General features: G+C 72.6%; 18 protein-coding genes and 2 pseudogenes. 8 read left to right on the forward strand and 12 right to left on the reverse strand.

Going from position 1 to position 23,107, the window contains the following annotated elements; all coding sequences use genetic code 11:
- Nucleotides 1–651, forward strand: a pseudogene (locus LJ221_RS14250) (hypothetical protein); the annotation flags it as partial.
- Between the two features lie 44 nt (nucleotides 652–695).
- Here LJ221_RS14250 and LJ221_RS23730 read toward each other — a convergent pair.
- The 4 genes and pseudogenes from LJ221_RS23730 to LJ221_RS14270 form a co-directional block, all read right to left on the reverse strand.
- The gene (locus tag LJ221_RS23730; protein WP_241717007.1) at nucleotides 696–884 is read right to left on the reverse strand and encodes a hypothetical protein; all 189 of its coding nucleotides are present in this window, start codon (nucleotides 882–884) and stop codon (nucleotides 696–698) included.
- Between the two features lie 179 nt (nucleotides 885–1,063).
- Nucleotides 1,064–1,351, reverse strand: a pseudogene (locus LJ221_RS23735) (protein-L-isoaspartate(D-aspartate) O-methyltransferase); the annotation flags it as partial.
- A gap of 260 nt (nucleotides 1,352–1,611) precedes the next feature.
- Complete coding sequence (locus LJ221_RS14265) at nucleotides 1,612–1,968, reverse strand: helix-turn-helix transcriptional regulator (protein WP_308314782.1); 357 nt, start codon at nucleotides 1,966–1,968, stop codon at nucleotides 1,612–1,614.
- An 81-nt stretch (nucleotides 1,969–2,049) separates the two neighbouring features.
- On the reverse strand, nucleotides 2,050–3,264 hold the full coding sequence (locus LJ221_RS14270) for an LCP family protein (RefSeq protein ID WP_241716975.1): 1,215 nt from the start codon (nucleotides 3,262–3,264) through the stop codon (nucleotides 2,050–2,052).
- A gap of 179 nt (nucleotides 3,265–3,443) precedes the next feature.
- Between LJ221_RS14270 and LJ221_RS14275 the strand changes: the two genes are divergently transcribed.
- A complete protein-coding gene (locus LJ221_RS14275) occupies nucleotides 3,444–3,995 on the forward strand; it encodes an acyl-CoA thioesterase (RefSeq protein WP_241716977.1) in 552 nt (183 codons plus the stop codon).
- A gap of 38 nt (nucleotides 3,996–4,033) precedes the next feature.
- Here the strand turns inward: LJ221_RS14275 and LJ221_RS14280 are convergent, their stop codons facing one another.
- Nucleotides 4,034–5,617, reverse strand: a complete 1,584-nt coding sequence (locus LJ221_RS14280; RefSeq protein ID WP_241716979.1) for an LCP family protein — start codon at nucleotides 5,615–5,617, stop codon at nucleotides 4,034–4,036.
- 146 nt (nucleotides 5,618–5,763) lie between these two features.
- Here LJ221_RS14280 and LJ221_RS14285 point away from each other — a divergent pair, with 146 nt between their 5' ends.
- Entirely contained in the window at nucleotides 5,764–6,795 is a 1,032-nt protein-coding gene (locus LJ221_RS14285) for a glycosyltransferase family 2 protein (protein ID WP_308314783.1), read from the forward strand.
- A 106-nt stretch (nucleotides 6,796–6,901) separates the two neighbouring features.
- Here LJ221_RS14285 and LJ221_RS14290 read toward each other — a convergent pair whose 3' ends face one another.
- The 4 genes from LJ221_RS14290 to LJ221_RS14305 form a co-directional block, all read right to left on the reverse strand.
- Nucleotides 6,902–8,419 (reverse strand): LCP family protein, encoded by a 1,518-nt coding sequence (locus tag LJ221_RS14290; protein WP_374228450.1) that lies wholly within the window; start codon nucleotides 8,417–8,419, stop codon nucleotides 6,902–6,904.
- A 170-nt stretch (nucleotides 8,420–8,589) separates the two neighbouring features.
- Complete coding sequence (locus LJ221_RS14295; protein ID WP_241716981.1) at nucleotides 8,590–10,392, reverse strand: LCP family protein; 1,803 nt, start codon at nucleotides 10,390–10,392, stop codon at nucleotides 8,590–8,592.
- A 244-nt stretch (nucleotides 10,393–10,636) separates the two neighbouring features.
- Nucleotides 10,637–11,866 (reverse strand): LCP family protein, encoded by a 1,230-nt coding sequence (locus tag LJ221_RS14300; RefSeq protein WP_241716983.1) that lies wholly within the window; start codon nucleotides 11,864–11,866, stop codon nucleotides 10,637–10,639.
- Nucleotides 11,867–12,039: 173 nt separating this feature from the next.
- Nucleotides 12,040–12,831, reverse strand: a complete 792-nt coding sequence (locus LJ221_RS14305; protein WP_241716985.1) for a TIGR03089 family protein — start codon at nucleotides 12,829–12,831, stop codon at nucleotides 12,040–12,042.
- A 137-nt stretch (nucleotides 12,832–12,968) separates the two neighbouring features.
- On the opposite strand from LJ221_RS14305, the gene LJ221_RS14310 reads away from it, so the two are divergent.
- The 3 genes from LJ221_RS14310 to LJ221_RS14320 all read left to right on the forward strand — a co-directional run bounded on the left by LJ221_RS14310 (nucleotide 12,969) and on the right by LJ221_RS14320 (nucleotide 16,495).
- Nucleotides 12,969–14,339: an N-acetylmuramoyl-L-alanine amidase gene (locus tag LJ221_RS14310; RefSeq protein ID WP_241716986.1), complete on the forward strand. Its 1,371-nt coding sequence runs from the start codon at nucleotides 12,969–12,971 to the stop codon at nucleotides 14,337–14,339.
- 109 nt (nucleotides 14,340–14,448) lie between these two features.
- Nucleotides 14,449–15,531 (forward strand): NDP-sugar synthase, encoded by a 1,083-nt coding sequence (locus LJ221_RS14315; protein ID WP_241716988.1) that lies wholly within the window; start codon nucleotides 14,449–14,451, stop codon nucleotides 15,529–15,531.
- A 16-nt stretch (nucleotides 15,532–15,547) separates the two neighbouring features.
- Nucleotides 15,548–16,495 carry a DNA-3-methyladenine glycosylase gene (locus LJ221_RS14320; RefSeq protein WP_241716991.1) on the forward strand — a complete coding sequence of 316 codons (948 nt, stop codon included), beginning with the start codon at nucleotides 15,548–15,550 and terminating at the stop codon, nucleotides 16,493–16,495.
- Between the two features lie 54 nt (nucleotides 16,496–16,549).
- Here the strand turns inward: LJ221_RS14320 and LJ221_RS14325 are convergent, their stop codons facing one another.
- Genes LJ221_RS14325 through LJ221_RS14335 form a run of 3 tightly spaced genes read right to left on the reverse strand, consistent with a single transcriptional unit; the run spans nucleotide 16,550 to nucleotide 19,421 of the window.
- On the reverse strand, nucleotides 16,550–17,896 hold the full coding sequence (locus LJ221_RS14325; protein ID WP_308314784.1) for a coenzyme F420-0:L-glutamate ligase: 1,347 nt from the start codon (nucleotides 17,894–17,896) through the stop codon (nucleotides 16,550–16,552).
- Nucleotides 17,893–18,855, reverse strand: coding sequence for a 2-phospho-L-lactate transferase (gene cofD, locus LJ221_RS14330; protein WP_241716993.1), 963 nt, complete (start codon nucleotides 18,853–18,855; stop codon nucleotides 17,893–17,895). The genes LJ221_RS14325 and cofD overlap by 4 nt, the downstream gene beginning before the upstream one ends.
- Nucleotides 18,856–18,899: 44 nt before the next feature.
- On the reverse strand, nucleotides 18,900–19,421 hold the full coding sequence (locus tag LJ221_RS14335) for a cysteine dioxygenase family protein (protein ID WP_241716995.1): 522 nt from the start codon (nucleotides 19,419–19,421) through the stop codon (nucleotides 18,900–18,902).
- 635 nt (nucleotides 19,422–20,056) lie between these two features.
- On the opposite strand from LJ221_RS14335, the gene LJ221_RS14340 reads away from it, so the two are divergent.
- Both LJ221_RS14340 and LJ221_RS14345 read left to right on the forward strand, forming a co-directional pair.
- Nucleotides 20,057–20,320, forward strand: coding sequence for a WhiB family transcriptional regulator (locus LJ221_RS14340; protein WP_241716997.1), 264 nt, complete (start codon nucleotides 20,057–20,059; stop codon nucleotides 20,318–20,320).
- A 370-nt stretch (nucleotides 20,321–20,690) separates the two neighbouring features.
- The coding region (locus tag LJ221_RS14345; RefSeq protein ID WP_241716999.1) for a glycosyltransferase family 2 protein at nucleotides 20,691–23,107 on the forward strand (2,417 nt) is incomplete at its 3' end.

A 23,107-nucleotide genomic window follows, 5' to 3' on the forward strand; every position in this document is an offset into this window, starting at 1 on the left:
CTCAAGGCCCTGGAACTGGCCGGCGCGGCCGAGGACCACCTCACCTACCGCACCACCCTGCGCGGCATGAGCGTCCAGGCCGCCGACCTCGGCCACGGGCCGCAGGCCCTGCGCCTGGCCGACGCCGCAGCCGCCGCCTTGCCCCAGGCCGGACCGCGCATGCGCGCCTTCCTCGCCGGACAGCAGGCCCATGCCGCCGCTCAGACCGGCGACCGCCGCACCGCCCTGGCCCACCTGCGCGACGCGGAGACGGCGATGGAGAAGGCCGAGTCACCCGCCGGGCTCTCAGGCCGGTACGATCCCGCCGCGCTCGCGGATCACACGAGCCAGGTGCGGTACGAACTCGGAGACATCAGCGGGGCGGTCAAGGCCAAAGCGGAGTCCAACAGGCTCCGGCAACCGACGCAGCGCAGAAGCCGGGTGCGGAACCTGGCGATCGCCGCCGAACGGCAGATGCGGCTCGGACACCTCGAAGAAGCCTCCGCGACCTGGCACGAGGCCCTGGACGAGTATCCACACGTCCAGAGCGGACGAGTGGACGCCCGCATCCGCACCATGGTCACCCTGATCCGCCCCCACCTCCGCAACCGGCACGCCCGCGAACTCCACGACCGCGTGCGGACGCTGACCCCGGCCGTACTCCGGACCTGATGAGGAAGCCCCCGCGGGAGCGAGGACTTCCCTCCGTCCAGGGGCTATCCCCGAAAGACGGTGTTGCGCGTGTCGTCCAGCCATACTCGCTGTCCGCGTCCGTCGACCGCCAGACCGAAGCGGGACCGCTGCGGCCTGCCCAATGCGTACCAGCGGTGGAAAGCCTCCCGCACCTCGCTCCACAGCGAGCGGGGACCGCACTGCTCCACCTCGTACGTTTCCTGGCCGGGCACGTATTCCACGGTTGCCCATGACTTCCCGTCGTCGGCGAGGAACCACAAGGTGGCCTCCCCGCTGTCGTCGTCAGCCTCACACCACCGGTACCACGCATCGGTGACGAAGAGACTGACGAAGCGGTGTTGTAAGCGGTGCCGGTGTCGATCTCCAGTACCCGATGCCCTTCCCGTGCATCGAGCAGGCCGAGCATTTCGAGCATGATCGACGGCATGGAGGATGACGACGTGGAGAGCCTGAACGCGTCATCGGCGGTGGGCTTGCCGTCGTTGACCTGAGTCACGACAGGGGTGTCCGCGTAGACGGCCCGCAGCAGCCACCCCTCGGGGTCCTTGGTGAGGTCAGCGCCCTCGATCACCTCGGGGATGAACATGGCCCGGTCCACCGAGGACACCGCATCCCACCACTCGGGCGGCAACGCGCCCTTGTTCTCAAGGGTGCGGACGAGCCGCTGCCGTGTTGTCACCGGCGCTCACTTCCTCGGTGCCGGGGGCTCGTACGGCTTCGTCTGCTGCGGTGGCTTGTCGCGATGGCCGTCACTGTCGGACGTGTCGGGCCTGCCGGAGTGGTTCCCGCCCTTCTTTCCCATCTCTGCCTCACTTTCCGCCGGTCATGGAACGACATGGCTTGTCGTGCCAACGACGCTACGGAGCGCGGGAGTCACCGGTCCATGCTGTTGCACCCTGTTGCAGGGTGATTACCCGTACGAGTCGATTGCCCTGCTGATCAAAGCCCGGGCATGACCCGGGAACAGTACATGCGGAACAATTTCGTTCGCTCGTGCAGTGGGACGTTGGTCTGTTGGAGCCCACGCAGGCCCGTGCGCTGGATTCGTCGCCACTCGACGTACATCGAGTTGGCGGAACGGGAAGAGGCGATGAGGTCCGCTGTCTGCTCCTCGGCATTACAAGCAGCGCACCAAGCCCTGATATCGGCATCGGAGGGGGTGGTCTTCACGGCCTCGATGTGCGAAGTCTTCGCCTTGCTCCAGCCGCACCTATCAGCCAGTTCCCACATCGGGGATATCACGGCTCGCTGAACGGCCCTCACTCTCCGCTTCGGATCCGTCAAGAGGGCAGTCATGTGTGTGGGCTCCCGGACCGTCCGGTCCGGGAGCCCACACGTTCACATGGGCATGGTGGCGTCTTCCCCGCGCGGGCGGGTTCAGTCGGCCTTGACCGTGACCTTCTCGCCGTTCTTCATCTGCTCGACGAGCTGCTTGACCCTGGCCATGTCCCACTTGAGCGAGCCCTGCGGCGCGGAGCCCGCTATCGGCATGTTCATCGAGGTGCCCTCGCCGCCCGAGACGCCCTTCATGGCCCAGAACATCGAGGCGAGGTCGAACAGGCCCATGTCCTCGTCCACGATCAGGGTGTCCAGGCCCGCGCCCAGCGTCGGGTAGAGCCTGAAGGGGTTTATGACCGTGGAGGGGGTGGCGGCCTGGTTCGCCAGGGCGGAGAGGAACTTCTGCTGGTTCTTGGTGCGCTCCAGGTCGCTGCCGGCCTCGTAGCGGTTGCGGACGAAGGCCAGGGCCTGGGCCCCGTCGAGGGTCTGGCGGCCCTTCTTGAAGTCGGCGCCGGAGTTCTTGTCCTTGATGTCGCGCGGGATGTCCATCTCCACGCCGCCGAGGGCGTCCACGATGGAGGCGAAGCCGCCGAAGCCGATCTCCGCGTAGTGGTCTATGCGCAGACCGGTGTTGTACTCGACGGTGCGGACCAGCAGGGTGGCGCCGTCCATGGCATAGGCGGCGTTGAGCTTGCGCGCGCCGGGTGAGGGGAAGGTCTTGCCGCTCTCGGAGCCCTTGAACTCCGGGATGGTGACCCAGGAGTCGCGCGGCAGGGAGACCATCGTGTTCCCCTCGGGGCCCACATGCAGGATGATCATGGAGTCGGTGCGCTTGCCCTCCGCCGAACCGGTGCGCAGCTCCTTGCGCTCCTCGTCCGACAGCCCTTCGCGGCTGTCGGAGCCGACTATGAGGTAGGTGGTGCCCTCGCCCTTCTCGGGCCGGTCCATGACCGTGCTCAGGTCGACCTCCCGGCGCAGCTTGGAGTCGGCCCAGAAGTAGGTGCCGACCGACCACACCAGCAGTACGACGAGCAGTGTGACGAGTCCCGTCTTGAGCCGGCGGCCCCAGTCCGGCGCGGGTCTCGCGTCGCCGTACCCGGGTCCGCGGGGTCCGGGTACGGAGGGCCCGGCCGGGCCGCCGCCCGCGTAACCGGAACCGGCGTAGACCTGGCCCGTGTTGTAGCCGGAGTCGTAACCCGCCTGTCCGCCGTAACCGTAGCCGCCGCCGGGATCGTTGCCGGGTCCGGTCGTCGGTACGGTGCGATTGGGAACCGGGCGCGGGCCGACGCCGCCGCCGTTGGGCCAGTCAGTCATGGGAGGCAGTGTGCCCCCCCCTGACCGGGCGCGCCATAGACAGGAGGGCGGAACGGAAGCGCGGCTGTTGCAGAGCTGATGCATTGCGGGGGCGGGCGGGGCAGGGGAGGGGTGCGGGGGCGTGCGGTATCACACCGGGGCACACGGTTCCGCCGGTACGGGCGGCTTAGGGTGGAAGCATGACCACTCAGGCCCAGGCCACCCAGCACGAACTGCCGGGCAAGCCCACAGCGGCGTCCCGCACCACCCTGTCCCACATCATGACGGGGAACGACACCAACCTCCTCGGCACCGTTCACGGCGGTGTGATCATGAAACTGGTCGACGACGCGGCGGGCGCGGTCGCCGGCCGGCACTCCGGAGGCCCGGCGGTCACGGCGTCGATGGACGAGATGGTCTTCCTGGAGCCGGTCCGGGTGGGCGACCTGGTGCATGTGAAGGCCCAGGTGAACTGGACCGGCCGGTCCTCGATGGAGGTCGGCGTGCGGGTGCTGGCCGAGCGCTGGAACGAGTCCACGCCCGCGACCCAGGTCGCCTCCGCCTACCTGGTGTTCACCGCGGTCGACGAGAACGGCCGGCCGCGGCCCGTACCGCAGGTGGTCCCCGAGACCGAGCGCGACGAGCGGCGCCGTCAGGAGGCCCAGATCCGGCGTACGCACCGGCTCGCCAGGCGTCGCGCCATCAAGGAGCTGCGCGACCGGCGGGCGGCCGAGGGCATGACGGAGGACTGACAGCCGTACGGCCCGTGGTCGCGGTCACGGGAGCAGGGTCACGGGCATACGGCCTCGTCGCCCGTGACCGCCTTTCCGCCCGCGCCCCGGCCCTCCGGGGGCGCGGACTCCCGCGCCCTTGGCTTCGGACCCGCGGAGGACTCGGGAGCGTGGCGCACCCGCAGCACCTCGCGGTGGTCGGCGCCCAGCACGACCTCCATCACCCGCCCCTGCCCCTCGACCTCCTCCAGCTCCGCACCGGGCAGCGCGGTGGCCAGGGCGCGCGCCGAGCGTTCCCACTCGGGGTCGTGGCGGATGACCGTCCGCCGCACGTCCTGCTTCTCCGCGCCGCGCGGGGTACCGGTGGTGTCGAAGCCGGTGGCGCGCAACTCGCGGTCCACGCGCGCGCCGAGGGCGGCGACCGGTGTGCCGTTCTCGATCCGCACCCGGATCTTCCCCGGGTCCACCGGGACCGGGAGGGGGACGGACGGACGCGGCGCGTGCCGCCGAGGCGCCGCGCCCGGCTCCTCGTCGAGGTTCTTGCCGTCCCGCCCCGTCCCGCTTTCCGCCCCGCGGCCCGCGCCCGCCGCGACAGCCGGGGACAGCGGCCGGTCCTGGCGCAGCGCCGCGAACAGCTTCCCGGCCCTGTCCTCGTCCCAGACCACGGTGGAACCGACGCCGGGCACGCTGTGGTCGGGGTCGTCCAGGGGCACCGAGGCGAACTCCGAGGAGGCCGCGGTGAAGCCGCGCATCGCCCGTCCCAGGGCCAGCAGTTCGTGGGTGCCGAAGTCCCGGTCGGCGCGCATCGATCCCAGGAGCGCCGAGGCGACCCGCCGCAGCCGGACGGGGTCCGCCAGCACCCCGCTCCCGGTCGTCTCGTGGATCACGGCGGCCAGGAAGCGCTGCTGACGCCTGATGCGGCCGAGGTCGCCCTCGGCGTCGACCTGCCGGGCGCGGACGTACCGCAGTGCCTGTCCGCCGTCGAGCCGGGTGGTGCCGGCGGGCAGATCGAGGCCACTGCGGCTGTCGGCCAGCGGCCGGGTGGTGCACACCGGGACGCCGCCCAGGGCGTCGACGGTCCGCATGAAACTGGTGAAGTCGACCTCCAGGTAGTGGTCGACACGTACTCCCGTCATCTCCTCGACGGTGCGGACGGTCAGGTGCGGGCCGCCGAGGGAGTAGGCGGTGTTGATCTTCCCGGTGCGGCCGGTGCGGAGTTCGCCGGTGGCGGGGTCGGTGTACGAGGGGAACTCGGTGTAGGAGTCGCGGGGGATGCTCACCACGCTGGCCCGGTCGCGGTCGGCGGACAGGTGGACCAGCATGAGCGTGTCGGTGCAGTTGCAGGGGGTGCCGCCGAGGGAGTACCGCCGCCGCTCCTCCTCGGTGACGGTGTCGCGTCTGTCGGTGCCGACGACCAGGAAGTTGAGGCCGTCCCCGCTCTGAGGACGGTGGCTGAGCCCGTGGAAGGGGTCCACCCGCTTCAGCCGGCCGTCCAGCTCGGAGACCAGTGCGTGGCCGATGCCGCCGACCATCAGCACCATCACCGAGACGGCGGTGGCCGCCCGGAAGCCCCAGCGGGACGGACCCCGCCGCTTCGGCCGGGGACGGGCGTGGCGACCGCGCTGACGGGACCGTGCGGGCATCGGGGAGCACCTCCGTGGCGGTGGGGGCCAGGAAGCGGCCAACATAGGTCCATACGATCTACGGACCACCGATCCCACGCCGCCCACCGCCTGCGGCCACCCGGCTGCCATGCGAGCGCATCACCCGATCGCGGTACCGTGACCCGGTGAGCTCTCCTGTCGAACCCACCTCCCCTCCCGCGGTCTCCGTGATCATGCCGGTGCTCAACGAGGAGCGGCATCTGCGCAGCTCGGTGCGGCACATCCTGGAGCAGGACTACGCCGGCGAGCTGGAGGTCGTGATCGCGCTCGGCCCCTCCGAGGACCGCACCGACTCCATCGCCGCCGAGCTGGCCCGCGAGGACCCGCGGGTGCGCACCGTGCCCAACCCCACCGGCCGTACCCCCGCTGGTCTCAACGCGGCCATCGCCGCCTCCCGCCACCCGGTCGTGGTGCGGGTGGACGGGCACGGGATGCTCTCGCCCGACTACATCGCGACCGCCGTGCGGCTGCTGGGGGAGACCGGCGCGGCCAACGTCGGCGGCATCATGCACGCCGAGGGCGAGAACGACTGGGAGAAGGCCGTGGCCGCCGCCATGACCTCCAGGATCGGCGTGGGCAACGCGGCCTTCCACACCGGCGGCCGGGCGGGCGAGGCCGAGACGGTCTACCTGGGCGTCTTCCGCCGTGAGGTGCTGGAGCGCCAGGGCGGCTACAACGAGGAGTTCATCCGGGCGCAGGACTGGGAGCTGAACTTCCGCATCCGCCAGGACGGCGGACTGATCTGGTTCTCGCCCGAGCTGCTGGTCTCCTACCGTCCCCGGCCCAGCGTCCGCGCGCTGGCCGAGCAGTACCGCAACTACGGCCGCTGGCGTCATGTGGTGGCCCGCTACCACTCCGGTTCGATCAACCTGCGCTACCTGGCGCCGCCGGCGGCCGTGCTGGCCATCGGGGCGGGTCTGGTGGCGGGCGCGCTGGTCACGCCGTGGGCCCTGGTCGTCCCGGGCGGCTACCTGGCGGCCATCACCGCGGGATCGGTCCCGGCGGGCAGGGGGCTGCCGTTCGGGGCGCGGGTGCGCGTCCCGCTGGCGCTGGCCACCATGCACATGTCCTGGGGCTGGGGATTTCTGACGAGCCCCCGGAAGCTGGCGGAGAAGGTGAGGGCCAGCCGCCGCGAGCCGGTGGCGGCCGGCGGCTGACCGGAGCCCGCCGTACGCACCACGGGCCGCGTCCCCGTTCCCCGGGGGCGCGGCCCCTTCCCGTTCTCCCGCCCCGCCGGGGGCGTCGGGTCATCCGGCCAGCGGGTCACCAGGTGTGGGCGGGGTTGACGTTCATGCACTTCTCCTCGTCGCCGTTGAGCGCGTCCGCGCTCTCGGGGGCCCCGCGCTCGTCGTCCTCCCCGGACCGGGGCCGCCCGGGGTAGGCGTTCCCCTCCCGCCAGTCGGCGCCAATCACCAGGGTGACCTGCTCGACTCCGGCGGACTGGCGTGCGGACCGCTCGGGCAGACCCAGGGCCTTGGCCACGGCCAGGGCGTCACCGTGCAGGTCCTCGCTCGGGTACGACACGGTGGTGTCGGCCTGGGGGGCCTCCTCCGGATCGGTCGCGGCCCGGTCGAAGCCGAGCCGCCGCAGCTCCTCGGTGATGGTGCCGGCGCGGCCGTTGACGGGACCGAGGGTCACGGTGCGGGTGCCGTTGCGGACCCGCACCGGGATCTCGCCGGCCGGAGCGGCGGGGGCGGAGGTCTTCTCCTCCTTCTTGGGCTCGTCCTTGCCGTCGAGGGCGATGTCGTCCCGGATGAGGGAGAAGACCTTCTCGGCGTCACCGGGCTTGGGCACCACGTAGCTGCCGCCGTCGGAGTACTCCCACGGCATGGTGACCATGGTGATCCGCTCGGTGGGGACCTGCTTGAGCTCGTTGCCCAGGTCGTAGAGGTCCTTGACGCCCTCGATGCCGTCGTCGACGGTGAGCGCCTCGGTCGCGGCCTCGGCGAGCGACCTGAGCTTGCCCGGGTCGGTGAGCTTGGTGCCCGCCTTGAGCCGGCGCACCATCGAGTTCATGTACATGTGCTGGGCCCGCGTCCGGCCGATGTCCGTGCCGTCCCCGAAACCGTGCCGGGTGCGCAGCCACTGCAGGGCCTGCTCGCCGCGGACGGTGGTCTCGCCCTTCTCCAGGCGCAGACCGGACCTGCTGTCGTGGACGTTGGCGTCCACGCAGACCGGGACGCCGCCCACCGCGTCGGCCATGTCCACCACACCCGCGAAGTCGATCATCATGAAGTGGTCGACGGGTATGCCGGTCAGCTCCATCCAGGTGGCGACCGTGCAGCCCGGCCCGCCGTACTGGAGACTGGAGTTGATCTTTCCGGTGCTCTGCGGGTGGACCGTGTCGTCCTCGGGGTCGGCGCACTCGGGGATGGTCACCTTGGTGTCCCGGGGGACGCTGAGCACCGAGATGCTGTCGCGGTCGGCCGAGAGGTGCAGCAGCATCTGGACGTCGGCCAGCGGCTCGCGCCCCACGTCGTCCCGGGAACCGCCGAGTTCGAGGTTCCGCTCGGAGTTACGGCTGTCGGAACCCAGCAGCAGGATGTTGAGGGGGGTGTGGCCTTCCGCGTTCTGCCGGTGCTTGAGCTGGTTGTCGCCGAGGGTGAGGGGCTTCTTGGTGAGATTGCCGTTGAGGTGCTCGTAGTAGAGGTAGCCGGCGCCCGCGGTGCCGAGTATCAGCATGGAGAGGGAGAGCGCCGTCCAGCGCAGCACCCGCCCGCCGCGGCCCGCCCGCCGCTCCGGGCCGCCGGTCCCGTCCTCCCGGTTCTCCCTGGAGCTCACGGACCTCTCCGGCCCGCCGGATGCGCCCGGCCCGTCGTACATGCTGTCGTTCCAGCCGAAGTCCTCCGGCCGGGGGGTGCGTTCGTGTGCGCCTCTCCCCCCTGTGGTGCGCTGCACCAACGGGCCCTCTCCCTGCGATCCGGCCCGTGTGCGGAAGCGGCGTACGGGAGTCACTTGGCGCATATCTGCTTGTCGGCCTCCACCTTCCCGAGGTCCTCCGGAGCCTTCGCCGGGGCGGCGATGGGGACGCCGGCCCCCTTGAAGTCGGCGCCGAGCGTCAGGACCATCGGTTCCATCGGCCCGGCGTCCACGGAGCCGGGCTTCAGGGCCGAGGCGGGCAGGCCCATGATGTCGGCGAGCTTGCGGGCCTGGTCGGCCTGGTCGGGCCCGTACTCCAGGGTCGTCCTGTCGAGTTGCTCGGGCGCGTTGCCGCCGTTGCTGGACTTCAGCACGCTCTGGGTGTTCTGCAGCCAGGTGAGCGTCGTCTGCGCGGCCCCGGCGATCTCCCCGCCGTTGAGTACCTCCACGCGTACGTCGGAGGCCGCGGCCCGCTCGCCCTCGAGCAGTGCCTCCTGCTTCTTCTTCGCCTCGTCCTTGGCGGCCTTCTCCTTCTTCTCCACCTCGGTGAAGGAGACGTCCTCACGCAGCATCGCGAAGACCTGGGCGGCCTTGGGCTGCTCGAGGACGACCGTGGCCCTGATCTTCTCCGCGGGGTTGTCCTTGACCGGAACCGTCAGGAAGGAGATGTTCTTGGTCTCGATGCCGCTGAGCTCCCTGCCCAGGTCGCTCAGCTTCTTGATGGTGCCTATGCCGGTGTCGACGGTGAGCGCGTTGGTGGCCGCCTCCGCCAGGTCCCACAGCTTGCCCGGGTCGGTGAGGGTGTCGTTCGACTTGAACTGGCGGATCATCGAACTCAGGAACTGCTGCTGGACCTTGATGCGGTCCAGGTCGCCGCTGTTCCCGAAGCTGCCGCGGGTGCGGACGAAGGCCAGGGCCTGCTCGCCCTCGACGACGCTCTCGCCGGCGGGGAGTTCGAGGTGGGACTTGGGGTCGTCTACCGGTTTCTCCAGGCAGACCGGGACGCCGCCGACCGCGGTGGTCAGGGTCTTGACGGCGTTGAAGTCCGCCATCATGAAGTGGTGGACGTCCAGCCCGGTGAGCTCCTTGACGGTACGCATGGTGCAGCCCGGATCCCGGCCCGCCTGGCCGAGGCTGATGTTGAACCGGACGTCCCGCTCACCCGGGATGACCTCGGTGCTGCCGTCCTCCTGTTTGGTCGGACAGTCGGGGATGTCGGTCTTCAGGTCCCGGGGGATGCTCATCACGGTCGCGTTGGAGCGGTCCGCGGAGACGTGGAAGAGGAACGTGGTGTCGGCATGGCCGGGACTGTCGTTGTCGCCGTAGCCCTCGTTGCCCTCGCCGGTGCGTTTGTCGGTGCCGATCAGCAGGATGTTGAGCGGACCGTCGCTGCCGAAGCCGCCCTCGGCGGCGTCACCGACATCGACGGTGTCGATGTTGCCGTTGAAGTGCTCGTAGGCGAGATAGGCGGCGACGGCGGTGCCGGTGAACAGGAAGGCCGTCACACCGCCCGTCCACAGCAGTACCTTCTTCTTCGTGGACTTCTCCGGCCTGGCCTTGCGCCGGGAGGCCGCCCTGCCGCCGGCCGCCTTGCGAGCCGCGGCCCGTCCGGCCGGTTTCCCGGTGTCCGCCGCGCCGTCCTTCGCGCCGTCCTCCGGCGTGCCGCCGTCCTCCGGGCGCCGCCTGCGCTGCCGGGGCACCTCGCCGTGCGGCGGGGCCTGCCGGCGTACGACGCGGGGTGCGCCCTCGTCGGCAGGCGGGGCCGACCGGGGCGAGGGGGACGGTCGCGCAGCGGGGGTCGGCGGTCGCAGCTTGTAGTCGCCCGTCTCCGGATCGAACACCCACTGGTCCGCGGGATCGATGTCACCCGCCCGCCCACGGTCTTGCGCGTCCACGGTCGCCTGAGTCCTCCGTCGTGCCACGCAGCGCCTTCCCGGTCAGGCATCAAGGCGCTCGGTCGGTCTCCAGCGGTGCGCAGCGTTCATGGGGGCGAGCGCACCGGATTGCTCACACTATCTGCCGCCACCCGGTGTCAAGCACCCCTGCAGGCAGGTTACTTTCTTCCCCAAGCGGACATTCCATTCCAATCCCATGGGCGATGCTCTGTGCTGTTTCTCTCGCGTTCCGAGGCATCCGCGCTCATCCGCACAGGCTCCCCGCCGTGCCGTCCGCGGACTCCCCGGCAGACGGCGAGCCGGAAGGCGAACCGCTCGGCCCCGGCACCCGGCCCCCGGTGTCCGACGCGGGGACCCCGGCCCCGGCGGACGGCTCGCCGGACGGGCCGGCGGAGGGGGAACCGGAGGGGTGCCGCCCTTCCTCCGGCGCCGGCCGGTCCTCGCGCAGCGCCTCGAACAGCAGGTCCGCGTCCGGCTGCACCAGCTCGTCGCGGTTGGGGTTGTAGGTGTACGGCTGCCGGGGCGCGGTCATGAACCGCACCTGATCCTCGGGTATGCCACGGACGCCGCTGATCAGGTCGTACAGCTCGGGCAGGGAGTCCAGCCCGGGATCGGCCGTGAGCGACGACGTCACCGCGTCCAGCACCCGGTAGAGCTCGGCCGGATCGGTCAGGAGCCCGTCGTCGCGCACCTGACTCAGCATGGTGGCCAGGAACTCCTGCTGTCGCTCCATCCGCTGGGTGTCGCTGCCGTCGCCGATGCCCTTGCGGGCGCGTACGTAGCCGAGGGCCTGCTCGCCGTCGAGCCGCTGGGGCCCGGCATCCAGGACGAGGTGCGCCTCGGGGTCGTCCACGGGCTCGGCCAGGCACACCTCGACGCCGCCGACCGCGTCCACCAGCTTCTCGAAGCCGGCGAAGTCCACGACCAGGTGGTGGTCCACGCGGATCCCGGTCAGGTTCTCCACGGTGCGGATCGTGCAGGCCGCCCCGCCCATCTCGTAGGCCCAGTTGAACTGCGCGAACAGCGGTCCGGAGGACGTGCCGTCAGGCCCGGGGCACTCGGGTATGTCCACCATCAGGTCACGCGGCACGGACACCCCGGTGGCGCTGGAGCGGTCGGCGGACAGGTGGAGCAGGATCGTGGTGTCGGAGCGCTGGGTGCCGTTGTCCCGCCCGTACCTGCCGTTGTCGCCGCTGCGGTCGTCGGAGCCGATGAGCAGGATGTTCTTCGCCTCGTGCACGACCGCGGCGGGGCGATCCCGGTCGAAGCGCCGCAACTGCTCGACGGCCTCCGTGTCGGTGCGGATGTTGCCGTCGAGTCTGTCGTAGAGGAACCAGGCCGCGCCGCCCGCCGCGAGTACGGCGAGCGACGCGCCCAGCGCGGCCCGGCGCAGCCACCGGCGGCGTGGCCGGGGCGATGAGTGGGGGAGGCCGTTCTGCTGCGCGTCCTCGGGTTCGGTCACGTAAGTGTTCATCCCTCAGCGGTCGGCGGCGATTGTGCGCACAGCCGTGCGGTCGCCGTTCTTCTGTACAGACACACGGGAGGGGCCGGTGGTTGTACCGGAGGCGGGAGAAAACCTCCGCGTGACCGGAGACGGCGGGGATGTGTTCGGTTGTGGGGCGGGTGCCGGGACCGCCCGGCGGTGGGTCAGCCGGCCGTGTGGGTGATGCGCTCGCTCCGCCCGCGCTCCTCCAGTTTCGTTGCGTCCAGGCGGTCCGGGTGGCGGCAGAGCACGACCGAGCCTCCGGCGGCCAGCGGGGCGAACAGGCCTGCGGACAGCCCCTCCCAGGTGCCGTACGGCAGTCCCGACAGCAGGCGTGAGCCGGGGCCGAGTCCGCGCGCCCCGGCGTCGGCGCGGGCGCGTTCGACGACCTGCGCCCCGGTCAGCTCCTCGCCGCCGACGACCAGTGCGGGCGCGTCCGGGTCGACGGGGATGAAGGGGGCGAAGTGGTCGCCCTGGCCCGGCACCTCGACGGCGTAGTCGGTGAAGCCCTCGGGTGGCCGGGGGAAGCGGCCGCCCAGGGGGCGCAGGCTGAGCGCGATGCGCTCACCGGTACAGGCGCGGGCCGCCTCCAGGGTGTCCGGGCCGCTGACGACGAGGTCGGCGGACGCGGCGAGGGAGGAGGCCGAGTCCGTTCCGGCCGTGCCCGCGGCGCCGTCGGGCAGTTCGGCGACGACTCCGGTGGAGGAGCAGGCCAGCAGCCAGACCGCGGTCTGCCAGTGGGCGGGCAGCAGTAGCGCGAGCCGGTCACCGGGCTCGGCGGACAGCTCGCCCTGCAGGAGGTTGGCGGTCTTCGCCACCCAATTGGCGAGGGTGGCGGCGGAGAGTTCGACGCGCTCGCCGGTGGCGTCGTCGTAGAAGGTCACCAGCGGGCGGGCGGCGTCCGCGGCGAGCGCGGATCGCAGCAGGTCGGCAGGGGTGCGATCGGTGGTGTTCATCGGCGCCAGGGTACGCGGGCCACCGCCCGGAGGTGCTGGAACAGGGGTGCCCGCGGTGCCCGGTGAGTGCGACTCAGGGCGACCGGTTGTCAGCTCCCCGTTAGACAGCCATACCCCCCGTGTCCAATATCGGATTTATGCGTGCATTCATTGCGTCATCGATCGGCGTCGCGTGCGCGGCGGCCGCGGTGCTGCCGCTGACCGTGCCCGGCGGCCTGGCGGGCAGCGCCTCCGCGGCCCCCGCGCCCGCTTCCGAGTCCGTGGCGGCCCCCCGGCTGCCCGGCAGCACCCAGTCGCTGCCGCTCGTCCCCCTCACCCCGCCGCCCACGACCACCCCGCCCGGCTCCTCCGACTCGGTGTCCCTCGGCCTCCCGGCCCGCGAGGTCGAACCCTTCTCGCTGCTCGGCGTGGTCTGGGACGACCCGGAGGAGGAACCGCACGGCCGGATCCAGGTGCGCACCAAGTCCACCGCCACCGGCGAATGGTCGTCCTGGCAGGACCTGGAGACCCACGCCGACCGGCCCGACCCGGACTCGGCCGAGTCCCGCGGGGACGAGGTGCGCGGAGCCACGGCACCGCTGTGGGTCGGTGACTCCAACGGCGTACAGGCCCGGGTCCTGCCGGAGGAGGGCGCTTCCGGGGCGCACCGGCTGCCGGAGGGACTGCGCCTGGACCTGGTCCACCCCGGCGACGACCCTCCCGCCGGGGCCGGTGGGGAAGATCCCGCGGGTGAGGCGAACTCCGCGCTCGCTCCGGCCGGAGCCCTGGAGATTCCGGCCCTGGACCGGCGGGAGACCGGTGAGGACCTGCTCGCGGTGCGAGCCCCCGGCCGGACCGGGCAAGCAGACCAGGGCGAGCAGACAGAACAGGCCGAACGGAGCGGGCAGTCGGAGGCCGGGGCCGAAGCCCCCATCGGCCCCCGGCCCGGCATCGTCACCCGCAAGGGATGGGGAGCCGACGAGCGGCTGCGCGGAGCGTTCCTCTACACCAGGACGGTCAAGGTGGCCTTCGTCCACCACACGGCGATGAGCAACGACTACGCGTGCGGCCAGTCCGCCGCCATCATCCGGGGCATCTACCGCTACCACGTCCAGAGCAACGGCTGGCGGGATGTCGGCTACAACTTCTTCGTCGACAAGTGCGGGAGGATCTACGAGGGCCGCGCCGGCGGTGTGGCCAACCCGGTGATGGGCGCCCACACCTACGGCTTCAACCACGACAGCACCGGCATCGCCGTCCTCGGTTCGTACAACAGCACCAACCCCTCAACGGCCGCGGTGAACGCCGTCTCCAAGCTTGTCGCCTGGAAACTGGGCCTGCACGGCGTCGACCCGCGTGGCACCGCCGCCATGACGTCCGGCGGCGGCAAGTACCCCAAGGGCACGATGGTCGGGCTCCGTACCGTCTCCGGACACCGGGACGGCTACGTCACCGGCTGCCCGGGCGACCGGCTCTACTCCAGACTGGGCACCATCCGGGCCACCGCGGCACGGCTGCAGGGCAGGTAGTGCCGGGACCGCGCCGCCGCGCCGGGGACCGTGCCGACCGTGCCGACCGGGCCGCCTACACTGACCCGGCCACCAGGCACGGTCCCCAGCAGGAAGCAGAGAAGAACCGGTGACAGAAGCGATCCTCCTCGTCGGGGGCAGGGGAACCCGGCTGCGGCCGCTGACGGTCCACACCCCCAAACCCATGGTCCCGGCGGCGGGAGTCCCCTTCCTCACCCACCAGTTGGCCCGTGCCCGCGCGGCCGGTGTCGAGCACGTCGTGCTCGCCACCTCCTACCTCGCCGAGGTCTTCGAGCCGTACTTCGGCGACGGCTCGGACCTGGGACTCCATCTGGAGTACGTCACCGAGGAGGAACCGCTGGGCACCGGCGGGGCCATCCGCAACGTCGCCTCCCGGCTCCACTGCGGCCCCGGCGATCCGGTGCTGGTCTTCAACGGCGACATCCTCACCGGCCTCGACATCCGCGCCCTGGTGGAGACCCACACCTCCTCCGGCGCCGACGTCTCCCTCCATCTGACGAAGGTCGCGGACCCGCGCGCCTTCGGCCTGGTCCCCACCGACACCGACGGCAGGGTCACCGCCTTCCTGGAGAAGCCGCAGACCCCCGAGGAGATCGTCACCGACCAGATCAACGCGGGCGCGTACGTCTTCGGCCGGTCCGTGATCGACGTCATCCCCGCCGGACGTCCGGTCTCCGTCGAGCGCGAGACCTTCCCCGGGCTGCTCGCCGAAGGCGCCCACCTGCAGGGCATGGTCGACTCCACCTACTGGCTCGACCTGGGCACGCCGCAGGCGTTCGTCCGCGGCTCGGCCGACCTGGTCCTCGGTCACGCCCCCTCCCCGGCCGTGCCCGGCCGCCGCGGTGAGCGGCTGGTACTGGACGGCGCGGAGGTGGCCCCCGGCGCCAAGCTGACCGGCGGTACGGTGGCCGGCGCGGGTGCGGTGATCGCGGAGGGGGCCCGGGTGCACGGCAGCATGGTGCTGGACGGCGCGGTCGTCGGGCCGGGTGCCGTCGTGTGCGACTCGCTCGTCGGTGCGGGGGCGCGCATAGGGGCGCGTACGGTGTTGGAGGGCGCGGTCATCGGGGACGGCGCGGTCGTCGGCGAGGACAACGAGCTGCGCGACGGCATCCGGATCTGGTGCGGCGCCCGGCTGGAGGCGGGCTCGGTCCGCTTCTCCTCCGACCGCTGACCCGGAACGCCGAACCGTGACCGAACCCGACTCCGCCCCCGCCGTGCGCCGCTGGGCTCCGCCGCAGCCGTTCGGGCCCCACGATCTGCGCCGCAACCTGCGGGTGCTCCAACGAGGCCCGTACGACCCCGCCTACCGGGCGGCCGGTGGCGCGGTCTGGCGGGCCACCCGCACCCCCCTGGGCCCGGCCACGCTGTGCGTCGCACCGGACGCGGGCGCGGGCGAGGTGGCGGCCGAGGCGTGGGGGCCGGGCGCCGAGTGGATCCTCGACCGCCTTCCGGCGCTGCTCGGCGCGGACGACGACCCGTCGGCCCTCGTCCCCCGCCACCGGCTCGTGGCCGAGGCGCACCGCCGCCACCCCGGACTGCGGCTGGTGCGCACCGGGCTGGTGCTGGAGTCGCTGATCCCCTCGGTCCTGGAGCAGAAGGTCACCACGGCCGAGGCGTACCGCGCCTGGCGGCTGCTGCTGCGCCGCTACGGCGAGCCCGCGCCGGGCCCGGCCGGCCGGCTGCCGGAGCACATGTACGTGATGCCCGGGCCGCGCACCTGGGCGCTGATCCCCTCCTGGGAGTGGCACCGGGCCGGGGTGGACAACAAGCGCTCCTCGGCGATCCTGCGCGCGGTAGCGCGCGCCCGGCGCATGGAGGAGGCCGCGCGCATGGACCTGGTCGCGGCGGTGACCCGTCTGACGGCGATCCCCGGCATCGGCCCGTGGACGGCGGCCGAGACCCTCCAGCGCGTCAGCGGGGCGGCGGACGCGGTGACGGTCGGCGACCTGCACCTGCCGGGGATCGTGGTCCACGCCCTCACCGGCGCACGCGGCGGTGACGACGCGCGGATGCTGGAACTGCTCGCCCCCTACACGGGCCAGCGCCACCGTGTCACACGGCTGATCCTGGCCACCGGCCGCACCCCGCCCCGCCGTGCGCCGCGCTTCCCGCGCGGAGACATCGCACGCCTGTGACCGCTTCCGCCCCGTGCCCCCGGCCGTGCCCTCGCCCCCGTTCGGAACCGCGCGTCACCGGACGACGGTGAAGTCCTCCGCCGGCCGCGGCGGGCGCGCCCTCGGCGGGACGGCGGCCCGGCCCACGGCCACCGCGCCCATCGGGTCCCAGTCGCCGGGCAGTTCCAGCGCCTCGCGCACCACGCCGCGGCAGAACATGGTGGACGACACCCACGCCGACCCCAGTCCCTCGCCCGCCAGGGCGACCAGCAGGTTCTGCACCCCGGCCCCGGCCGCGACCACGAACATCTCCCGCTCGGCGGCCGAGCGCCGCGCGTCCGGGTAGTCGTGCGCACCCTCGGTCACCAGGCAGGGCACCACCAGGTACGGCGCGTTCCGCAGCACCTCTCCGCGCCGGATCCGCTTCGCGATGCTCTCCTCGCTCCTCCCGTCGGCGCGCAGATCGGCGGTCCACGCCTCCCGCATGGCGTCCAGCAGCCGGGTGCGCGAGGCGGCCGACTCCAGCAGGACGAAGCGCCACGGCGTCGTGTGGTGCGGCGCCGGGGCCGTCACCGCCGCGGTCACCGCCCGCCGCACCGCCGCGCCGTCCACCGGCTCGCCGGTGAACTCCCGCACGGTGCGCCGCAGCGTCACCGCCTCGCGTACGGCCTCGGACACGCCCAGGCGGAACATGTCGTCGGCCGCCGCGCGGACCAGTGCCCGCGCCCCGGTCTCCCCGCTCCCCTCTCCGGGGGAGTCCCACAACACGTGCTGCGGCAGGCCTCGCACCACCGCGACCGGCAGCCCGTCGGCCTTGCCCTTCACCAGCTCCCCGGCCCCGGCCAGTTCGTCGCCGACGGCCGTGACCGTCACACCCAGCGGGTTGCCGTACATGTCGGTGCCGCCGCGCAGGTCCTCGAGGACCCGGACACCGGCGGCGCCGATCGCCACATCGGTCTGGCCCACGCGCCACGGCCGTCCGAAGGTGTCGGTGACCACGATCCCGACCGTCACGCCCAGCAGGTCCCGCAGACCCTCGCGGATCCGGCGCGCGGAGGCGTCCGGGTCCTCGGGCAGCAGCAGCACCGTCCCGGCGGGGGTGTTGGAGGCGTCCACCCCGGCAGCCGCCATCACGAAGCCGTGCCGGCTCTCGACGATCCGCGCGGGCCCGCGCCGGGCGACCACCCGCACGGTCTCGGCGTCGATCGCGGTCTCCCGGTCGGCGGCCTCGACGACCCGCCCCTCGGCCTTGCTGACGATCTTCGACGTCACCACCAGCACGTCGCCGTCGGCCAGGCCGGGCAGGCCCGGGGCGGTGGCCGCGTCCGCGATCAGCTTCACCAGGTCGTCGCCGGGCCGCACCTCGGGCATCCCGGGCAGCGCCCACACCCGGTACGCCGGGAGCGCGTCCGCGCCGGTCACACCCGCACCTCCTCGGCGAGACCGAGCGCCTCGCGCGCCATCCGGGCGGTGGCCCCGACGTCCGTCATCAGCAGCGGAACGGCCCGGCAGCGGATGCCCGCCGCCTCGACTCCGGCCACGGCGCCGGAGTCCGCGGTGTCCACCAGCCAGCCGTCCAGCAGCCCGGACCCGTAGTGCTCGGCCACCGCCGCGGCCGTGGTCTCCACACCGATGGCGGCCAGCATCCTGTCGGCCATCCCGCGCACCGGGGCGCCTCCGATGACGGGGGACAGGCCCACCACCGGCACCCCGGCGTCGGCGATCGCCTCGCGGATGCCGGGCACGGCCAGGATGGTGCCGATGCTGACCACGGGATTGGACGGCGGGAAGAGGACCACGTCCGCCTCCGAGAGGGCCTCCAGCACGCCCGGGGCCGGCCTGGCCTGCTCGGCGCCCACCGGGATCACCGCCTGCGCGGGCACCGACGCCCGCAGCCGCACCCAGTACTCCTGGAAGTGGACGGCCTTGCGGCCGCCGTCCTCGGCCTCGATCACCACATGGGTCTCGACCCGGTCGTCCGTCATCGGCAGCAGCCTCACCCCCGGACGCCAGCGCGCGCACAGCGCCTCGGTGACGGCGCTGAGCGGATAACCGGCGCCGGTCATCTGGGTGCGGACGATGTGGGTGGCGAAGTCGCGGTCACCCAGCCCGAACCAGTCGGGCCCGACGCCGTACGCCGCCAGCTCCTCCTTCACGGCGAAGGTCTCGTCCGCGCGGCCCCAGCCCTGTTCCTCGTGGATGCCGCCCCCCAGGGTGTACATCACCGTGTCGAGGTCCGGGCAGACCTTGAGACCGAAGAGGTGGATGTCGTCGCCGGTGTTGCCGACGACCGTGATCTCGGCGTCGGGTGCGGCCTCCTTCAGTCCACGCAGGAAGCGGGCACCACCGATGCCCCCGGCCAGAACCACAATGCGCTGCATGCCGACAGTCTCTCAGCCCGGAGCCGCCCCGCCGGGACGGGGCGTCAGCCCGGCAGCGGGCTGCGGGACGCTTCCGCGCCCCGCTCCGCCGGGGCACACGAGAGGGCGTGCGGGGAGTGCATCGGCATCTCGGTGAGGCCGGGGAAGTACACGTGCAGGCTGACGGCGGGCTCGAGGGCGTCGTTGACGACCTCGTGGACGTAGCCGGGCGCGAACACCCGCTGCGCGCCGGCGCCCAGCGCGCGCTCCCCGCACGCGGTCCGCTCGGTCAGCTCGCCGTCCAGGACGGTGAGGACCCCGGAGGAGGGGCCGTCGCCGTGCGGTCCGCTGCCCTGGCCCGGCACCCAGCTCAGCAGCCAGACCTCGTAGCCGGGACCGGTGCGCAGCCGGTGGTACCAGCGGGTGGCGGCGTCGTACCGGACGAGCGGGGCCCATGAGGCGCGGTCGGCGGCGATCGTACGGGCCAGGCCGGCGAAACCGGCGACGGTGGAGGGGTGCGCGGGAACGGGCGGCAGGAGGTGGGGGACAGCGAGCGGGTCGCCGGCGATCTCGACATCGCTGTTCACGGTGGAGGGTTCCTCTGGGGCGCGGTCGGAACAGGGGAGGGGCGGAATCCGGAGGACCTCAGAACCTCGGCCCAGGACCTCAGCCACGGCAACAGCGACAGCGGACCCGGGCAGCGCGAAGGGCCCCGCGGTGGCGGGCCGGGCTGAACGAGCGGGTCGCTGGCATGAGACCAAGGAGAACGGGTACTTCGTCTCGCTGTCAACCGGCTGTCAGTCCGGACGGCTCGTTCGACAGGCGTGTTTCACCAGTTCCGGTCACCAGGGCCGGCGAAAGGTTTATGCGCGCCGGGAACGGACAAGTGGCGCAACGTCCGCACACACGAACGCCGTTGCGGATCTGTGATCAGAGTGTGATCGGGATCGCTCCGGAAGTGTGGAGGGCGACGCGGCCGTATTCGGGTGTGTCCTTCCGGATGGAAGGCTCGGTTGGGCGAGATGTCCGATCCACCTGTCATGGTTTGGAATGATTTAAACACTTAATGCAAGTGTTTGGTTCCGCAGAGTGAATAACCGGCCCAATAGCAGATCTCGGCTTGACTCGCGTGGATGTACGCACTTGTAATTTCACTCGTGTCGTTCGGCTGGGATCGATAACGACAGCATCACGGGGAAGTAAAGACAGACGAGGGGCGCGCATGACCGAGCTGTTCGAACAACTGCTGGTCGAGGAGTCGGACGAGGAGCTCGGCTGGCAGGAGCGCGCGTTGTGCGCCCAGACCGACCCCGAGTCCTTCTTCCCGGAGAAGGGCGGTTCCACCAGAGAGGCCAAGAAGGTCTGCCTCGCCTGCGAGGTCCGCTCCGAGTGCCTCGAGTACGCCCTTGCCAACGACGAGCGCTTCGGCATCTGGGGCGGCCTGTCGGAACGTGAGCGCCGCCGCCTGAAGAAGGCGGCCGTCTGACGGACCGGCACCGCCCGTCCCCGCCCTCCCGGCGACCGTCCGCACGACATCCCGGCCGTGCGGCCGCCTGACGAAGCGGCAGAAGTGGCAGAAGCGGCAGAAGGACCGGTGGACGAAACGGCGGCAGGACACCGCACGGACCACAGAGCACCCGATCCGCCCCCGCGCACCGCGCGGGGGCGGATCGCTGTGCGGACGACCGGTATCCGGGACCCCGGACGCCGGGGCGCGTCCAGCCATTAGTGTGGGGAGCCGTCCACGACGCGGCCGCCGAGAGCACGGCACCCGCGTCCAGCACACTTCCAGCAGTCCGACGCAGCAGCCTTCCGGGGGGCGACCCCCGGACCCCGGCCGGAGGGCCCCTACCCCGATGTCCGTGCACAGCCACCCGGCGGCCCAGTACGAGGCGGCCACAGCAGCGTTCGCCTCCCCACGGCCCGAGGCCGACCCCGGCGGGCCGCCGGAGTTCCCCAAGCACGTCGTCACCGCCGTGCTCGTCTCCCACGACGGCGAGCGCTGGCTGCCCGACGTCCTGGCCGGGATCACCGGCCAGGAGCGGCCGGTGCAGGACGTGATCGCCGCCGACACCGGCAGCGCCGACGACTCCGCGCGCCTGGTCGCCGAGGCGATCGGCCCCGACCGCGTACTGCACCTCGCCCGCCGCACCGGTTTCGGCGCGGCGGTCGGCGAGGCGGCCCGCACCGCGCCCGTCCTCGGCCCCGACGACCTGCCCTACCTGAAGCGGCCCAGCGACTGGGACCCGGTCACCCGGACCTGGCGCGACGACGCCTACGACATGCCCGAACTGCCCCACGGCGAACCCGTCCAGTGGCTGTGGCTGCTGCACGACGACTGCGCGCCCGCGCCGGACGCCCTCGCCGAACTGCTCCGCGTCGCCAACGCCGACGAGACGGCCGCCGTCGTCGGCCCCAAGCTGCGCAGCTGGTACAACCGCCGGCAGTTGCTGGAGGTCGGCGTCTCCATCGCCGACAGCGGCCGCCGCTGGACCGGCCTGGACCGCCGGGAGCAGGACCAGGGCCAGTACGACCAGGTACGGCAGGTGCTGTCCGTCTCCACCGCCGGCATGCTCATACGGCGCGACATCTTCGAGCGGCTCGGCGGCTTCGACCGATACCTGCCGCTGATGCGCGACGACGTGGACCTGTGCTGGCGGGCCCAGGCCGCCGGGTACCGGGTGCTCGTCGCGCCCGACGCCGTCGTCCGGCACGCCGAGGCGTCCTCCCGGGAGAGACGGCCCATCGACTGCGCCGGGCGCTCGGTCGCCGATCCGCACCGCGTGGACAAGGCGGGCGCGGTCTACACGCTGCTCGTCAACACCCCGGGGAAGAAGCTGCCCTGGGTCCTGCTGCGGCTGGCCGTCGGCACCCTGCTGAGAATGCTCGCCTACCTGGTCGGCAAGGTGCCCGGGCAGGCGCTCGACGAGTTCAGGGGGCTCATGGGCACCCTCCTGCGCCCCGAGCGCATCCTCGCCGCCCGGCGCAGACGCGGCAGACCCGCGGTCGCGCACTCGGAGCTGCGCCCCCTCTTCCCGCCCCCGGGCGCGACCGTACGCGCCACCGCCGAGCAGGCGGCGGGCAGCCTCGCCCGGCGCTCCGATCCCGACGCCCCCTCCGGCGCGCGGCACGGCGCCGTCGAGACCGGGCCCGGCGACGACGACGCCGACTTCCTGGAGGTCGAGCAGTTCGCCCGGCTGAAGCGGATCGCCCGCAAGCCGGGGCCCGTGCTCTTCGCCGTGCTCCTCCTCGCCTCCCTGGCCGCCTGCCGCGACCTGCTGGCGGGCGGGGCGCTGGCGGGCGGCGCACTGCTGCCCGCGCCCGGCTCCGCCGCCGACCTGTGGTCGCGCCACCTGGAGGTCTGGCAGCCGGTCGGCATCGGCGTCGCAGAGTCCGCACCGCCGTACCTGGCGATCCTCGCCACCCTCGCCACCGTCTTCCTCGGCAGCACCGGGTTCACCCTCACCCTGCTGCTGGTCTGTTCGGTGCCGCTGGCCGGGCTCACCGCCTACTTCGCCTCCCGGCCGCTGGTCGGTTCCCGGCTGCTGCGCGCCTGGGGCGCGGTCGCCTACGCCTTCCTGCCCGCCGTCACCGGCGCCCTGGCCGGCGGCCGGCTCGGCACCGCCGTGCTCGCGATCGTCCTGCCGCTGATGGCCCGGGCCGCCGTGGCGGCCTCGGGGCTGCGGCAGACCGGGGACGGCCGGCCCGGCTGGCGCCCCGTGTGGGCCCTGGCGCTGCTGCTCACCCTCACCACCGCCTTCACTCCCGTCGTCTGGCCGGTCGCCGCCGTGCTCACGCTGGCCGTGGTGGCCCTGCGGGTGCGGCAGCGCGCCCACACCGGGGCGTACGCGGTCCGCGCCGCCGTGCTGCTGGCGGTGCCGATGGCGCTCCTGGCGCCATGGTCGGTGGGACTGCTCACCGACCCCTCGGCCTTCCTGCGCGAGGCGGGACTGCCGTACGGCGAGGGCAGCGCCACCGCCACCGGCCTGCTGACCCTCGACCCCGGCGGGCCCGGGACGGTGGGCGGGATGCTCTTCGCCGGGGTGGTGCTCGCCGCCCTCGCCGCGCTGCTGCGCTCCGAGCGGCGCACCGCGATCCTGGCCGCCTGGACCACCGCCCTGACCGGCCTGCTCTTCGCCGCGCTCACCGGCGACTCCGGCTGGGCCGGACCCGCCACCCTCGTCCACGGCCTCGGCCTGCTGGCCGCGGCCGTGCTCGGCGCGGAGGGCGCCCGCGGCCGGGTCGCGGCCCAGAGCTTCGGCTGGCGCCAGCC

The organism is Streptomyces sp. CNQ085 (genome assembly GCF_022614595.1).
In the GTDB taxonomy this organism is placed as follows: Bacteria; Actinomycetota; Actinomycetes; order Streptomycetales; family Streptomycetaceae; genus Streptomyces.

Coding starts and splice junctions, on each gene's coding strand:
- LJ221_RS14340 (WP_241716997.1), top strand. CDS start 20,057: ATGACCGAGCTGTTCGAACAACTGCTGGTCGAGGAGTCGGACGAGGAG.
- LJ221_RS14265 (WP_308314782.1), bottom strand. CDS start 1,968: ATGACTGCCCTCTTGACGGATCCGAAGCGGAGAGTGAGGGCCGTTCAG.
- LJ221_RS14275 (WP_241716977.1), top strand. CDS start 3,444: ATGACCACTCAGGCCCAGGCCACCCAGCACGAACTGCCGGGCAAGCCC.
- LJ221_RS14310 (WP_241716986.1), top strand. CDS start 12,969: ATGCGTGCATTCATTGCGTCATCGATCGGCGTCGCGTGCGCGGCGGCC.
- cofD (WP_241716993.1), bottom strand. CDS start 18,855: ATGCAGCGCATTGTGGTTCTGGCCGGGGGCATCGGTGGTGCCCGCTTC.
- LJ221_RS14280 (WP_241716979.1), bottom strand. CDS start 5,617: ATGCCCGCACGGTCCCGTCAGCGCGGTCGCCACGCCCGTCCCCGGCCG.
- LJ221_RS14300 (WP_241716983.1), bottom strand. CDS start 11,866: ATGAACACTTACGTGACCGAACCCGAGGACGCGCAGCAGAACGGCCTC.
- LJ221_RS14305 (WP_241716985.1), bottom strand. CDS start 12,831: ATGAACACCACCGATCGCACCCCTGCCGACCTGCTGCGATCCGCGCTC.
- LJ221_RS14270 (WP_241716975.1), bottom strand. CDS start 3,264: ATGACTGACTGGCCCAACGGCGGCGGCGTCGGCCCGCGCCCGGTTCCC.